At 73.5% G+C, this 14,000-nt stretch carries 14 protein-coding genes; 6 read left to right on the forward strand and 8 right to left on the reverse strand.

Translation table 11 applies throughout. The annotated features are described in order from the left end of the window. Positions 1–107 precede the first annotated feature (107 nt). On the reverse strand, positions 108–425 hold the full coding sequence (locus tag ACR9E3_RS24355) for a P-II family nitrogen regulator (RefSeq protein ID WP_460383236.1): 318 nt from the start codon (positions 423–425) through the stop codon (positions 108–110). A gap of 85 nt (positions 426–510) precedes the next feature. On the opposite strand from ACR9E3_RS24355, the gene ACR9E3_RS24360 reads away from it, so the two are divergent. Next, positions 511–1,272 carry an SDR family NAD(P)-dependent oxidoreductase gene (locus tag ACR9E3_RS24360; protein ID WP_460383206.1) on the forward strand — a complete coding sequence of 254 codons (762 nt, stop codon included), beginning with the start codon at positions 511–513 and terminating at the stop codon, positions 1,270–1,272. 71 nt (positions 1,273–1,343) lie between these two features. Here ACR9E3_RS24360 and ACR9E3_RS24365 read toward each other — a convergent pair whose 3' ends face one another. Then, complete coding sequence (locus ACR9E3_RS24365; protein ID WP_460383207.1) at positions 1,344–2,339, reverse strand: aldo/keto reductase family protein; 996 nt, start codon at positions 2,337–2,339, stop codon at positions 1,344–1,346. A 280-nt stretch (positions 2,340–2,619) separates the two neighbouring features. Between ACR9E3_RS24365 and ACR9E3_RS24370 the strand changes: the two genes are divergently transcribed. Continuing rightward, positions 2,620–2,799 carry a hypothetical protein gene (locus tag ACR9E3_RS24370; RefSeq protein WP_460383208.1) on the forward strand — a complete coding sequence of 60 codons (180 nt, stop codon included), beginning with the start codon at positions 2,620–2,622 and terminating at the stop codon, positions 2,797–2,799. Between the two features lie 6 nt (positions 2,800–2,805). On the opposite strand, the gene ACR9E3_RS24375 is transcribed toward ACR9E3_RS24370, so the two are convergent. The 6 genes from ACR9E3_RS24375 to ACR9E3_RS24400 all read right to left on the reverse strand — a co-directional run bounded on the left by ACR9E3_RS24375 (position 2,806) and on the right by ACR9E3_RS24400 (position 10,071). Continuing rightward, positions 2,806–2,985, reverse strand: coding sequence for a hypothetical protein (locus ACR9E3_RS24375; protein ID WP_460383209.1), 180 nt, complete (start codon positions 2,983–2,985; stop codon positions 2,806–2,808). 201 nt (positions 2,986–3,186) lie between these two features. Then, positions 3,187–4,602 carry an alpha/beta fold hydrolase gene (locus ACR9E3_RS24380; protein WP_460383210.1) on the reverse strand — a complete coding sequence of 472 codons (1,416 nt, stop codon included), beginning with the start codon at positions 4,600–4,602 and terminating at the stop codon, positions 3,187–3,189. A gap of 36 nt (positions 4,603–4,638) precedes the next feature. Continuing rightward, the gene (locus ACR9E3_RS24385; RefSeq protein WP_460383212.1) at positions 4,639–5,787 is read right to left on the reverse strand and encodes a CaiB/BaiF CoA transferase family protein; all 1,149 of its coding nucleotides are present in this window, start codon (positions 5,785–5,787) and stop codon (positions 4,639–4,641) included. Positions 5,788–5,840: 53 nt separating this feature from the next. Then, positions 5,841–6,467 (reverse strand): hypothetical protein, encoded by a 627-nt coding sequence (locus tag ACR9E3_RS24390; RefSeq protein ID WP_460383213.1) that lies wholly within the window; start codon positions 6,465–6,467, stop codon positions 5,841–5,843. A gap of 181 nt (positions 6,468–6,648) precedes the next feature. After that, the gene (locus ACR9E3_RS24395) at positions 6,649–8,805 is read right to left on the reverse strand and encodes a 3-hydroxyacyl-CoA dehydrogenase NAD-binding domain-containing protein (RefSeq protein ID WP_460383237.1); all 2,157 of its coding nucleotides are present in this window, start codon (positions 8,803–8,805) and stop codon (positions 6,649–6,651) included. Between the two features lie 57 nt (positions 8,806–8,862). After that, positions 8,863–10,071 (reverse strand): acetyl-CoA C-acetyltransferase, encoded by a 1,209-nt coding sequence (locus ACR9E3_RS24400; protein ID WP_460383214.1) that lies wholly within the window; start codon positions 10,069–10,071, stop codon positions 8,863–8,865. Between the two features lie 151 nt (positions 10,072–10,222). On the opposite strand from ACR9E3_RS24400, the gene ACR9E3_RS24405 reads away from it, so the two are divergent. The 4 genes from ACR9E3_RS24405 to ACR9E3_RS24420 all read left to right on the forward strand — a co-directional run. Then, positions 10,223–11,986: an FAD-dependent oxidoreductase gene (locus ACR9E3_RS24405; RefSeq protein ID WP_460383215.1), complete on the forward strand. Its 1,764-nt coding sequence runs from the start codon at positions 10,223–10,225 to the stop codon at positions 11,984–11,986. Next, complete coding sequence (locus ACR9E3_RS24410) at positions 11,983–12,690, forward strand: acetoacetate decarboxylase family protein (RefSeq protein ID WP_460383217.1); 708 nt, start codon at positions 11,983–11,985, stop codon at positions 12,688–12,690. Before ACR9E3_RS24405 ends, ACR9E3_RS24410 begins: the two co-directional genes overlap by 4 nt. After that, the gene (locus ACR9E3_RS24415; protein WP_460383218.1) at positions 12,687–13,286 is read left to right on the forward strand and encodes a TetR/AcrR family transcriptional regulator; all 600 of its coding nucleotides are present in this window, start codon (positions 12,687–12,689) and stop codon (positions 13,284–13,286) included. The genes ACR9E3_RS24410 and ACR9E3_RS24415 overlap by 4 nt, the downstream gene beginning before the upstream one ends. Before the next feature lie 70 nt (positions 13,287–13,356). Then, the coding region (locus tag ACR9E3_RS24420; protein WP_460383220.1) for a TetR/AcrR family transcriptional regulator at positions 13,357–14,000 on the forward strand (644 nt) is incomplete at its 3' end.

The raw sequence follows: 14,000 nt of genomic DNA on the forward strand, positions 1-14,000 counted from the left end.
TCCTGACGATGCGCTCCGGGGACAGCGGGTTCCGCCGAGCGGGGCGGAGGGTGCGGCGGACGGTCGCACGAGTTGTGGTCGAGGGTGACGCTCCGTGGGCGCACGCCTCACACGGCGTCCTCGCCCCGTTCTCCCGTCCGGACGCGGGTGACGAGATCCAGCGGGGCGACCCACAGCCGTCCCTCGGGATGGACGGCCGTCGCGACCTCGGTGAGGACCCGTTCGACGAGATCGTCGTGGACGATCGTCTCGATCCGTAGACAGGGTGCGAGGTCGTCGAGGACCACGGCGCCGCGATGCACCTCGCGGTGACCGTCCGTGCTCGGAGCGCGGACCTCCGAGATCGTCATCCCGAGCACCGCGTGCCGCTCTAGGGCCCGGCGCACGCCGTCGATCGCGTGGGCCGGCACCATCGCGTGCACCATCTTCACCGCGTGCGCTCCCTCGTCCGGGTCGGCGTGACGCTACGGCCCCGCGAGCCCCGGGGCGAGCGCTCCCTAGGCTGCCGCGGTGCCTGAGCAGAGCTCCCCGGTCGTCCTCGTCCTCGGCGGTCGCAGCGAGATCGGGGTGGCGCTCGCGTGCCGGCTCGCGACGACCGGCCGCGCCGGCACGGTCGTGCTCGCCGCCCGCCGCGCCGACGACCTGGCGGCCGAGACCGCGGCGGTGCGCAGCAGCGGCGCCACGGTGGCGACCGTCGAGTTCGACGCCGACGACCTCGCCGCCCAGGGCGCGGTGCTGGACGCCGTCGAGGCCGAGCACGGGACGCCGGACACCGTCGTCCTCGCGTTCGGCGTGCTCGGCGACCAGGCCCGGGCCGAACGCGACCCGGCCCACGCCGCGGCGGTCGTGCACACCGACTACGTCGCGCAGGTCGCGGTGCTCACCGACGTCGCGGCCCGGATGCGGGCCCGGGGGCGCGGCGAGATCGTCGTGTTCTCGTCGGTCGCCGGGGTGCGGGTGCGGCGCGCGAACTACGTCTACGGCAGCGCGAAGGCCGGTCTCGACGGGTTCGCCTCCGGGCTGGCCGACGCCTTGCACGGCAGCGGCGTGCACCTCACGCTCGTGCGCCCCGGGTTCGTCGTCGGGCGGATGACGGCCGACAGCGGTCTCGACCCGGCGCCGCTGTCCTCGACGCCCGGTCAGGTCGCGGACGCCACCGCCGACGCGCTGGCCGCGGGCCGCGACGTCGTCTGGGTGCCCGGCGCCCTGCGTGTGCTCTTCACCGGGATGCGCCTCCTGCCCCGCTGGGCCTGGCGCCGCCTGCCGCGGTGAGGTGCGCTCCGCGCAGGTGAGCAGTTCGAAGTGCCAGAGCACTCCGAAGTGCTCACATGCCCGAAGGGCATCTAGCGGTGGGTGATCCCCGCCGAGGCGCCGGGTGCGAGCCGGGGGCCGGTGGCTGGGACGTCGCCCAGGGCCGAGTCGATCGCGGCGAGGGTGTCGGCCGTGAGCTCGATGCCGGCGGCCGCGGCGTTCGCGTGCACCTGGTCGGGGCGGGAGGCGCCCACGATGGCCGACGCGAGCTCGGGGCGCCGCAGCACCCACGCGATCGCCATCTCGGCCATGGACAGCCCCGCCCCCTCGGCGATCGGGACCAGCCGCTGGACGGCCTCGAGCGTGTGGTCGGTGAGCTTCTGGCGGATGAAGCCGTTCATCTCGTCGCTGGCCGCCCGCGAGTCCACGGGCACCGGCTCGCCCGGGCGGTACTTCCCGGTGAGCACGCCCTCCGCGATCGGGGACCACACGATGTTCGAGATGCCGTGCTCGGCGGTCACGTCGAAGACCTCGGCCTCCGGCGCGCGCCAGAGCATCGAGTACTGGGGCTGGGACGACACGATGGTCACGTCGTCGGGGCAGGCCTCCAGGCCCGCGCGGATCTGGTCCGGGGTCCACTCGCTGACGCCGAGGTAGCGGGCCTTGCCGGAGCGCACGACCTCGGCGAGCGCCTCCATCGTGTCCTCGATCGGCGTCTCGGTGTCGAAGCGGTGGCACTGGTAGAGGTCGACGTGGTCGGTGCGCAGGCGGGCCAGCGACGCGTCGATCTGCTTGCGGATCTGCGCGGGCGACAGGCCCCGGTCGGTGTCCGACATCGGGAAGTAGACCTTCGTCGCGAGCACGTAGTCCTCGCGCCGGTAGTCGGCGAGGATGCGGCCCCAGGCCTCCTCGGCGGCGCCGCGGCCGTAGACGTTCGCGGTGTCGAAGAACGTGATGCCGGCGTCGAACGCGGCCCGCGTGCACGCCGCGGTCGCGTCGGCCTCGACGCCGCCGGAGTAGGTCAGCCAGGAGCCGAGAGAGATCTCGGAGACCTGGAGGTCACTCGAACCGAGCTGGCGGAAACGCACGCACGCCACCGTAGGCGCCGCTAATGGTCACGGCCTGCGCAGCCGTCACCACTGCTGGTTGTCGGAAGGACGGGTCCGATCGGCGCACCACGTCGACCGGCCGACGCAGGTCCCTGTGGCCGGCGTGTGAATTCCCGCGACAGCGGGTTCCGCCCCCTGGCGCGACTGGCACGATGGTGGGACGAGCTTGCGAGAAGCCCCGACGCCGGACGGCACTGCTGCCGCGGACGTCGTGCGGGTCCTCGCCGTGTGGAGTCATGCCGAACGCCGTAGGGGTTTCGTGAACGTGTTGCTGGCGCCGCTGCGCCCACTGGCCGACGTCCTCGACCTGACCGCGGAGGCCGTCGCCGCCGTCGGCACGGTCTCGGTGACCGCGCTGGGGCTCGCCCTGGCCCGGCACGCCGAGTCGTCGGAGCGGCAGCCCCGCCTGCAGGTGGTGGCGCGGCCCGGGGAGCGCTGAACGCGCTCAGGAGTCGCGGCGCGCGCGCAACGCCTCGTTGAGCGAGCGCAGCTCGTCACGGATCTCGGTGAGCAGCCCGGGGATCTCGTGGCTGCGCTCCCAGTGCGGGGTGATGTCGATGCCCAGATCGCTGATCTCGCGCTCGTAGAGCTCCGCGAGCAGCGTGCGGTAGGGCTCGTCAGGCACCGTGCCGTTCTCCCAGCGTGAGAGCTGGCTCTTGAGGCTCGAGGCGCTCGCGACGTCGACGTTCCCCTGGTGCGCAAGCTCCTTCAGCCGCGCGACAGCCGTGGTCTGTGACCAGCCTCGATCACGGCGGGCCTCGCGGAGTGAAACCACGTCGTCACAGTAGACGACCGTCCGACCGCTCGGGTCCCGTCGACGCAGCTCTCAGCGTTGCCGCGGCGAGCGCGACGCCCGTTTGGGGGCGGGCAGCCGGGACGACCGGCGGACGGGACGCGGCGACGCGGTGCCCGCCGCTCCGGGGGCGGGCCGGTCCTCGACCGCAGGGTCCTCGACCGCCTCGTTCGCGACCGCCTCGTCCTCGATCACGTCATCTCGAGGGCGCGCCGCCTCCTCGCGGGGTGCCGACACGAGCGGGCGGATCGGCTCGACGGTCGCCCGGGCGCTCGACCGCGCCGGGCGCAGGACGCGTCGGCTGCCGGGCGAGCTGCCCTCCACGGTCGCGGGGGCGTCGTGGCGGTCGAGGAACGCGCAGAGCCGGGCCCACGTCGTGTCCTTCGCCGACCGTCCGGTGAGGACACCGAGGTGGCCGCCCGGCGCGGTCGTCAGGCGCGTCTCCGTGCCGCGCAGACGCCGCGCACCCGCCCGCACGGCCCGGGGCGGCACGACCCGGTCGTTCTCGCCGGCCACGAGCAGGACGGGGCAGCGCACGTCGGCGAGGTCGACGACGCGGTGCCCGACGGGGATCCGGCCCGCCGCGAGGTCCTCCGGCGCGACCATGGCGCGGAAGAACGTGCCGACGAGGCGGGCCTGGTCGCCGATCAGCGCGCGGAGGTCGTCGACCGCCTCGAGCTGGGCCAGGAACTCGCGGTCGTCGAGCCGGACCACCATCGTCAACGGCGCCGTGAGCAGTTCGTCGAGTGAACCGAGACCCAGCGCCTTGAGCAGGCGCGGCAGCGGCATGAGCGCGAGCAGCGTCTGTGCCGTCGCGAGCACGGGCCCGCCGGCGGCCACCGCCAGCGGGCGTGCCCGCACCACCGGGGGCACCTCGTCGAGCTCGAACGGTGTCGCGATCGCCGTCACCGAACCCAGCGGCAGACGCGGGTGCGCGGCCGCCGCGAGCACCGCGTGCAGCCCGCCCATCGACCAGCCCACCAGGTGCACCGGCGCCCCGTCGTGGTGCTCGCTGACGGTGCGCACGACGTGCGGGAGGATCTCGTCGACCCAGCGCTCGAGGTCGGCGTGCCCGGGCGAGATCGAGCCGCCGTGGCCGACGAGGTCCTCGTCGTCGATCTGGTAGACCGACCGCCCCTCGCCGACGAGGTGCTCGACCAGGCTGTTGCCGCGCCGCAGGTCGAAGCCGACCCCGCACGCGCCCAGCGGCGAGACCAGGACGACCGGCGAGCCCCGCAGCCGCGCGCTCGGGTGCACGGCGTAGCGGTAGGTGCTCACCGACCCGGCCCGCGCGAGACCGTGCGCCCGTCCCAGGTCGCCGCCGGGGTCGCCGGGGCCGGTGTCGAACGCCGAGCGGGGCATGCGCCGCAGGTCGGCGAGCGGCCCCTCGAGGACCCGGGCACGCATGTTGCCGACAGCGCGCCACGCCCCGGCCGGGGTCAGGATCACGGGCCCTCCTCGTGCGTCCGCCGAGCGCTCGTGAGCCTAGGTCTGGTGGACGACGCCCGCCTCCTGCAGCTTCGCGATCCGGTCGCGGTCGAGGCCCCAGTCGGCGAGCGCCTCGGCGGAGTGCTGGCCGGGCGCCGCGGGCGGGTTCGGGGTGCCGCTGGGCGTGCGGCTGAACCGCGGCGCCGGGGCGGGCTGCCGCACGCCGAACGCGTCGACGTGCAGACCGCGCGCCACGTTGTGCGGGTGCTCGGCGGACTCCTCCATCTCGAGCACGGCCGCGACGCACGCGTCGGTCGGCTCGAGGTCGGCGGCCCACTCGTCGCGGGTGCGCGTCGCGAACACCTCGGTGAGCCGCGCCCGGAACTCCGGCCAGCGCGCCATGTCCCACTGGTGCGCGGCGATGTCCTCGCCCTCGAGCCCGAGGCCGGTCATCAGCGCGGCGTAGAACTGCGGTTCCAGCGCGCCCACCGCGACCCAGCCGCCGTCCGAGCAGCGGTAGCTCTGGTAGAACGGCGCGCCGCCGTCGAGGATGTTGCCGCCGCGGGGGTTCGGCCAGGCTCCACCCGCGCGCAGCCCGTAGACCATCGCCATCTGGATCGCGGCGCCGTCCACGATCGCCGCGTCGACGACCTGGCCGCGGCCCGAGATGCCCCGCTCCACGAGCGCGCCCAGCACCCCGACCACGAGCAGCATCCCGCCGCCGCCGAAGTCGCCGACGAGGTTGATCGGGATGGCGGGCGCCCCGTCCGGTCCGGCCATGTGCGCGACGACCCCGGCCGTCGAGAGGTACGTGAGGTCGTGCCCGGCGCGCGAGGCCTGCGGGCCGTCCTGTCCCCAGCCGGTCATGCGGCCGTAGACGAGGCGCTCGTTGCGCGCGTGGCAGTCGTCGGGACCGAAGCCGAGCCGCTCGGCCACCCCGGGCCGGTAGCCCTCGAGGAGCACGTCGGCGCCCTCGACGAGGTCGAGCAGGACGGCGAGGCCCTCGTCGCTCTTGAGGTCCAGGGCGACCGACCGCCGCCCCCGCCCGAGGACGTCCTTGCGCGGGTCGCCCAGCGAGAGCCCGCCGCCTTTCGGCCGGTCGACGCGCAGCACCTCGGCGCCCATGTCCGCGAGCATCATCGCCGCGAACGGCCCGGGGCCGATCCCGGCCACCTCGATGACCTTGACGCCGTCCAGCACACCCATGAGGCCTTCGTCCTCCAAGTCGTCTCGGGATCGACGGCGAGCCTACGAGACAGTCAGGGCTGACGGTATGGGTGCGCGCGCTCCATCGCGTCGATGACCAGGTGGAGGAGCTGATCGGGGCGGTCGGTCTGGCCGAAGCAGCCCGTCGCGAGCGGCTTCCCTTGCGTACCCACCGAGTACACGATCACGGGGGCCAGGTCTCCGACGGCTCGCCCGAGCGCGACGGCGGTCGGTGGATTGTTCGATGCTCCGTAGTTCGTGAGGACGACATCCGGGTCGGTGCGCTCGACGAGGTCGACCGCCTCCTGGAGTCCGGTCACGGCCGTGACCTCGATGCCGAGCGCGCGGAGCGCCTGCCGCTCGGCCCGGTTGTGAGTGGGGCGAGCGTCGAGCCACAGGAGACGTGCGCCGTGAAGCTGATCGGCGTGCTCCGCGGCACGTTGTGCCACGCCCTTCGCGGCCGTCGCCGGGAGCTGGACGTTCTTCGCGGCCGCGGCGGCGCCGAGGTCGGCGGCGACGAAGGAGACGTCCACTCCGGCGACCTTGACGGTGCCGACGCGCGAGATCAGGTCCCGCAGCGGCGCTCGCAGCAGCACCAGCGCGGTGAGGACGACGCCGGCCCACAGGAGCGTCGGGACCCAGCCGAGAACGATCTGCCACAGCCCGCCCGAGCCGCTCACGAGCCGTCTCCTGTTTGCCGGACGCTTCGAAATCCGAAGCATCTTGCAGGACGCCGGGCCTTCCCCCGCGAGCCCCCGCCCCGGAAACACGAACGGCGCTCCCGCTGCTTCGCAAGCAGCGAAAGCGCCGTTCGTTCCGAACAGACACGCGCAGCCGGACGCGCCGGCTACGCCACCGGGGTCACTCGCCGCGCAGCGACTGACCCTTCTCGGCCTTGTCCACCAGCGAGGCCGGCGGCTGGAACCGGTCGCCGTAGGCCTTGGCCAGGATGCGGGCGCGCTCGACGAACCCGGGCAGGCCGCCGGGGTAGCCGTCGATGTACTGCGCCACGCCGCCGGTCCAGGCCGGGTAGCCGATGCCCATGATCGAGCCGATGTTGGCGTCGGCGATGGTGTGCAGGACACCCTCGTCGAAGCACTTCACGGTCTCGAGGGCCTCGGCGAAGAGCATGCGCTCCTGCATGTCCTCGAACGGCAGGTCGCCCTTGGCGGCGCCGAACTCGTCGGCCAGGCCCGGCCACAGGCGGGTGCGCTTGCCCGACTCGTCGTACTCGTAGAACCCGGCGCCCGAGGAGCGGCCCTTGCGGCCGAGCTCGACCATCCGGTCGACGATGGCGTCCGACGGGTGCCCGACCCACGTGCCGCCGGCGGCCTCGACGCCCTTGCGGGTCTCCTCGCGGATGTGCTGCGGCAGCGTCAGCGTGAGCTCGTCCATCAGCTGCAGCGGCGGGGCGGGGTAGCCGGCCTGCGACCCGGCCTGCTCGATCGACGACGGCGCGGCGCCCTCGCCGAGCATCGCCACGGCCTCGTTGATGAACGTGCCGATGACGCGGCTGGTGAAGAACCCGCGGCTGTCGGAGACGACGATCGGAGTCTTCTTGATCTGCAGGGCGATGTCGATCGCCTTGGCCAACGTCGCGTCGCTGGTCTTCTCGCCCTTGATGATCTCCAGGAGCGGCATCTTGTCGACCGGCGAGAAGAAGTGCAGGCCGACGAAGTCCTCGGGCCGGTCGACGCCGGTCGCGAGGTCGGTGATCGGCAGGGTCGAGGTGTTCGAGCCCAGCACCGCGTCGGGCGCGAGGTGCGGCATGATCTCCGCGAAGACCTGCTTCTTGAGGTCCGGGCTCTCGAACACGGCCTCGATGACGAGGTCGGCGCCCGCGGCGTCCTCGGGCTTCTCGGTGGGCGTGATGCGGGCGAGGACCTCGTCGGCCTTCTCCTGCGTCGACTTCCCGCGCGAGACGGCCTTGTCGAGGATCTTCTTCGAGTAGTCCTTGCCCTTGTCGGCGTTGGCCTGGGCGACGTCCTTGAGGACCACCTCGAGGCCCGCCATCGCGCACGAGTACGCGATGCCCGCGCCCATCATCCCGGCGCCGAGCACGACGACCTTGCGGGCGCTGTGCTTCTCGTAGCCGTCGGGGCGCGAGGCGCCCTTGTTGATGGCCTGCAGGTCGAAGAAGAACGCGCGGGTCATGTTCGTCGACACCTGGCCGCAGGCCAGCTCGGCGAAGTAGCGCGACTCGATCTTGCCGGCGTTGTCGATGTCGACCTGCGAGCCCTCGACGGCCGCGTCCATGATCAGGTACGGCGCGGGCATCGGGGCGTTCTTGAGCTGCTTGCGCAGGTTGGCCGGGAACGCCGGGAGGTTCGCGGCGAAGCTCGGCGTCGACGGCGTGCCGCCGGGGATCCTGTACTTCTTCTCGTCCCAGGGCTGGATCGCCTCGGGGTTGTCCTTCACCCACTGCTTCGCCCGGGAGATCAGCTCGTCGGGGCTGTCGACGACCTCGTGCACCAGGCCGGCCTCGAGGGCCGCCTTCGGGGCGCGCTGCTGGCCCTGCAGCAGCACGTTCATGAGGCCGTCGGCGAGGCCGAGCAGGCGCACGACGCGCACGACGCCGCCGCCGCCGGGCAGCAGGCCGAGCGTGACCTCGGGCAGCCCGATCTTCGAGCCCCTGGCGTCGAGGGCGATGCGGTGGTGGCAGGCCAGCGCGATCTCGAGGCCGCCGCCCAGCGCCGCGCCGTTGATCGCCGCGACGACGGGCTTGCCGAGGGTCTCGAGGCGCCGGAGCAGGCTCTTGATCTGCTGCGACTGGTCGAAGACCTTCTGCGCGTCGGCCTTCGTGTACTTCACGAGGTCGTCGAGGTTGCCGCCCGCGAAGAAGGTCTTCTTCGCCGAGGTCAGCACGACGCCGGTGATGGAGTCCTTCTCGGCCTCGAGGCGCTTCAGCGTCTCGGCGAAGTCCTCGCCCCACTTGGCGCTCATCGTGTTGGCCGAGGCGGTCGGGTCGTCCATCGTCAGCGTGACGATGCCGTCCCCGTCGGCCTCCCACCGGAACATGTTCTCGGACACTGCGCTACTGACTCCTTGATCGCTGGTCGACGATGTTCCGGGGGCTCAGACCCGCTCGATGATGGTCGCGACGCCCATGCCGCCGCCGATGCACAGCGTCACGAGGGCGCGGCGCAGGTCGCGACGCTCGAGCTCGTCGACCATGGTGCCGACCAGCATCGCGCCGGTGGCGCCCAGCGGGTGGCCCAGCGCGATGGCGCCGCCCGCGACGTTGGTGCGCTCGTGCGGGAAGTCGAGGTCCTTCATCAGCTTCATCGGCACGGCTGCGAACGCCTCGTTGATCTCGAGGAGGTCGATGTCGGCCATGGTCATCCCGGCCTTGGCCAGAACCTTCTCGCAGGCCGGCGTCGGGCCGGTGAGCATGATCGTCGGGTCGGCGCCGGAGACGGCGGTGCCGACGATGCGGGCGCGCGGGGTGAGGCCGTTCTGCTTGCCGGCCTCCTCGGTGCCGAGCAGCACGAGCGCGGCGCCGTCGACGATCCCGGAGCTGTTGCCGGGGTGGTGCACGTGGTTGATCGCCTCGACCCAGTGGTACTTCTGCAGCGCCACCGCGTCGAAGCCGCCCATCTCGCCGATGCCGGCGAACGACGGCTTGAGGCCCGACAGGCCCTCGAACGTGGTCTCGCGGACGTGCTCGTCGTGGTCGAGCACCGTGAGCCCGTTGCGGTCGACGACCGGGACGATCGAGCGCTCGAAGGCGCCGTCGGCCCAGGACTTCGCCGCGCGGGTCTGCGACTCGAGCGCGTACGCGTCGACGTCCTCGCGGCTGAAGCCCTCGAGTGTGGCGATGAGGTCGGCGCCGATGCCCTGCGGCACGAACGAGGTCTCGAAGTTGGTCTCCGGGTCCATCGCCCAGGCGCCGCCGTCCGAGCCCATGGCCACGCGGGACATCGACTCGACGCCACCGGCGACGATCATGTCCTCGAAGCCGGAGCGCACGCGCTGGCCGGCCTGGTTCACGGCCTCGAGCCCGGACGCGCAGAAGCGGTTGAGCTGGACGCCGCCGACGTGGTCGGGCAGGCCCGCGGCGATCGCGGCGGTCTTCGCGATGTCGCCGCCCTGGTCGCCGATCGGGCTGACGCAGCCCAGGACGACGTCCTCGATGCGGTCGGGGTCGAGCTCCGGGTTGCGCTTGCGCAGCTCGTCGATCAGCCCGACGACCAGGGACACCGGCTTGGTCGCGTGCAGCGACCCGGCGGCCTTGCCCCGGCCGCGCGGGGTGCGGAGGGCGTCGTAGATGTATGCCTCGGTCACGGAAAGGGTCCCTTCGCGGGGGCGACTGCTCTCAACAGTCAAAGTAGACTGTTTGGCTCTCGTGTCAACGTGCGCGTGGGCGCCTGTTACTGGCGAGTAGGGTCACACGGGTCTCGTTGACAGGCTGCCAACGACTCGCGAGGGTGACGGGGTGACACTCCCGAGCCGCGACGCCCCGGACCCCGACTACGACGTGCTCGTGGTCGGCTCCGGCTTCGGCGGCTCGGTCACCGCGCTGCGCCTCACCGAGAAGGGCTACCGGGTCGGGGTGCTCGAGGCGGGCCGCCGCTTCGCCGACCACGAGTTCCCCGCGACGTCCTGGCAGCTGCGCGACTACCTCTGGGCGCCGTGGGCCCGCTGCTTCGGCATCTTCCGGGCCACCCCGTTGCGCGACGTCCTCGTGCTCTCCGGCGCGGGCGTCGGGGGCGGCTCGCTGGTGTACGCGAACACCCTCTACCGGCCGCCGCGGGCGTTCTACGACGACCCGCAGTGGGCCGGCGTCACCGACTGGGCCGACGAGCTCGACGCGTCGTACGACCAGGCCGCCCGGATGCTCGGCGCCACCACCTATCCCCGCGTCTCCCCGTCGGACGCCGTGATGCGCGACGTCGCCGAGGAGATGGGCGTCGCCGACACCTACCGTGCCGCCGACGTCGGCGTCTTCTTCGGTGCCGCTCCGGGCGACGAGGTGCCCGACCCGTACTTCGGCGGCGCCGGTCCCGCACGCCACGGGTGCCTGCACTGCGGCGAGTGCATGACCGGCTGCCGGCACGACGCCAAGAACACGCTGGTCAAGAACTACCTGCACCTCGCCGAGGCCGTGGGCGCGCGGGTGCACCCCCTGTCGACGGTGACGCGCATCCGGCCCCGGGGCGGCGACCTGACCGGCGCGTCGGGCTACGAGGTGGAGGTCCGGACGACGGGGCGTCGTGACCGCCACCGGCGCACCCTCCGCGCCGGCCAGGTCGTCGTCGCGGCCTCCGCGCTCGGCAGCCAGCGCCTGCTGCACCGGCTCCGCCGCACCGGCGACCTGCCGCGCATCTCCGCGCGGCTCGGCGAGCTCTCGCGGACCAACTCCGAGGCCATCCTCGCCGCACGCACGGTGGCGCCGGGAGCCGACTTCACCCGTGGCGTCTCGATCACGTCCTCGATCCACCCCGACGCGCACACCCACGTGGAGCCGGTGCGCTACGGCCGCGGATCGAACCTGCTCGCGCTGCTCTCGGCGGTGCTCGTCGACGGGACGACGGCGCCCGGGGACGCGACGTTGGGCGTGCGGGGCCCGTCGTGGCGGCGGATCGCGGGCGAGCTCGTGCGCTCGCGCGGGACGCTGCGCGCGCTGCACCGCCCGAAGCGCTGGGCCGAGCAGTCGATCGTGCTGCTGGTGATGCAGACGCTGGACAACTCGCTGACGCTGAAGCCCCGGCGGTTCCTCGGCGGGCTGCGCTCCCGTCCCGGCGACGGCACGCCGAACCCCGCCTGGATCCCCGCCGGCCACGAGGTCGCCCGCCGCGTGGCCCGCCGCATGCGCGGCTTCCCCGTGGGCGCGAGCTCGACGCTGGTGAACCTGCCGGTCACCGGCCACTTCCTGGGCGGCGCGGTGATCTCCGAGACCGCCGACACCGGGGTCGTCGACCCGTACCACCGCCTGCACGGCCACCCCGGGGTGCACGTCGTCGACGGGTCGACGGTGCCGGCGAACCTCGGGGTGAACCCGTCGCTGACCATCACCGCGCTGGCCGAGCGGGCGATGTCGCTGTGGCCCAACCGCGGCGAGCCCGACCCCCGCCCCGCGCCGGGTGCCGGCTACCGCCGCGTCGCGCCCGTCGCCCCCCACCACCCCGCCGTGCCGGCCGACGCCCCCGGGGCACTGCGCATCGATCTCCCGACCCCGACGATCGGAGTGCCGACGTGAGCACCTACCCGCCCGAGCCGTGGACGCTCGTCGGCCGGATGGACCTGTCGACCTTCCTCGTGCCCACCGAGGACCTGCCGACGGCCACGTGGCCCGACGGCTGGCGCCCGCTCGCGCCGGGCGGGCGCACGCCCGTCGGCGCCGCGTGGGTGGACTACGCCCCCGGCGGGGCGATGAGCTACCGCGAGCTGCTCGTGGCCGTCGCCGGGCGCGTGGGCGTCCGGGTCCGCCCGCACATCGTCGCGATCTGGGTCGACAGCCCGGCGTCCCGCGACGGCGGCCGCGAGCTCTGGGGCATCCCGAAGGGGCTCGCGTCCTTCAGCGGGTTCGACGAGGGCGCGCCGTCGATGACCGTCGAGTGCGCCGAGCGCCCCGCGGCCCGCGCGCGCCTGCGGCACGGCCCGGTCCTCCCCGGCCGCCCGCGGACGGCCTTCACCCTCGCCCAGGACCTCCACGGATGCCGCCGCGAGAGCCCGGTGAGCAGCCGCGCCGGCCTCGGGCTGCTGCACGCCGACTGGACCTTCGACGTCGAGGGGCCCCTGCAGTTCCTCGCCGGGCGGCGCCCCGTCGTCTCGGCGACCCTGCACGACTTCGCCATGCTCTTCGGGATGACGCCGGCCGATCGGGCGCGCCGGTGCAAGCCTGGCGTCCACGCTGACACTCAACGTCAGGAAAGCCACCACGTCAGACCTGAGGCGTCGTGACGGCCCCGGCCCGCGGCCGGCGTCTCGACCCCGACGCGCGCCGTGAGGAGATCGTCGCCGGCGCCCTGCGGCTGTTCGCCGAGCAGCCCTACGCCGCGGTCTCGACCACCGACATCGCCCGCGAGGCCGGCGTCGCGCGCGGGCTGATCAACCACTACTTCGGCACCAAGCGCGACCTCTACCTCGAGGTGGTGCGCCGGCTGACGACGATCCCCGAGGTCGCGGTGGCCGGGCTGCCGCCCGGCCCGGTCGACGTGCGCGCCGGGGCGGCCGTGGACTGGTTCCTCGACGCGGTCGACCGCCACCGCGGGCTCTGGCTCTCGGTGGGGACCGGCGCGGCGGGGGACGTGGACGTCGACGCGATCCTCGCCGAGGCCGACGAGATCGCCGCGGACCGCGTGCTCGCCGCCCTGGCCCCGGACGCCCCCGACGATCCGTACCGCGCCCGCGTCCGGTCGTTCTTCGGGCTGGTCCGGTCCGCGTCCCGGGAGTGGCTGGTCCGCGGCACGCTCGACCGGTCCGGGACCCGCGGGCTGCTCGTCGACGTACTGCTGACCGTCCTGGACCGCCCTGCCTGCCCAGACAGTCAGGTTTGACCGTTCGCGTCCGCGGCGGCACGATCGTCGGCGACACGGTGACCGGGAGGACGACGGGAGGGCCCGGATCGTGAGCACCCGTTCGACCACCGAGCCGGAGCGCCGGTCCCGCGAGCAGCGGACGTCCGACAGCCGCACGCGTATCCTCGACGCGGCCGTGGCCTGCCTCGTCGAGGCGGGCTACGCGGGCACCACGACGCTGACGATCCAGAACCGGGCGGGCGTCTCGCGCGGCCGGCTGCTGCACCATTTCCCGTCGAAGGAGAACCTCCTCGTCGCCGCGGCGCAGCACCTCGCGACCAGCCGCTTCGCCGCCGACGGCCTCGCGCGCGTCGACCTCCCCGCGGCCGACGTCGACGCGGGAGCGCGGCTCGACCGCGCCGTCGAGGTCATGTGGTGGACCTACCAGCAGGCGTACTTCTGGGCCTCGGTCGAGCTCTGGACCGCGGCGCGCACCGACAAGGCGCTGGCGGAGGCGCTGCTGCCCGCCGAGCGCCGCCTGGGCGCGGCGATCCGCCAGACCACCGACGCGTTCTTCGAGGACTACGCCGATCCCGAGCAGGCGGCGCTGCTGCGCGAGACGCTGCTGACCAGCATGCGCGGCGTGGCCCTGACCTACGGCTTCGACCCCCGCGACCCGCAGACGGACCCGCACCTCGAGCAGTGGAAGCAGCTCGCCCGCATGATGCTGCTGCCCGAGGGCGGGTCCGGGAG

The sequence above is a fragment of the Actinomycetospora sp. C-140 genome, from assembly GCF_054796175.1.

Coding starts and splice junctions, on each gene's coding strand:
- ACR9E3_RS24355 (WP_460383236.1), bottom strand. CDS start 425: ATGGTGCACGCGATGGTGCCGGCCCACGCGATCGACGGCGTGCGCCGG.
- ACR9E3_RS24385 (WP_460383212.1), bottom strand. CDS start 5,787: ATGGGTGTGCTGGACGGCGTCAAGGTCATCGAGGTGGCCGGGATCGGC.
- ACR9E3_RS24395 (WP_460383237.1), bottom strand. CDS start 8,805: ATGTTCCGGTGGGAGGCCGACGGGGACGGCATCGTCACGCTGACGATG.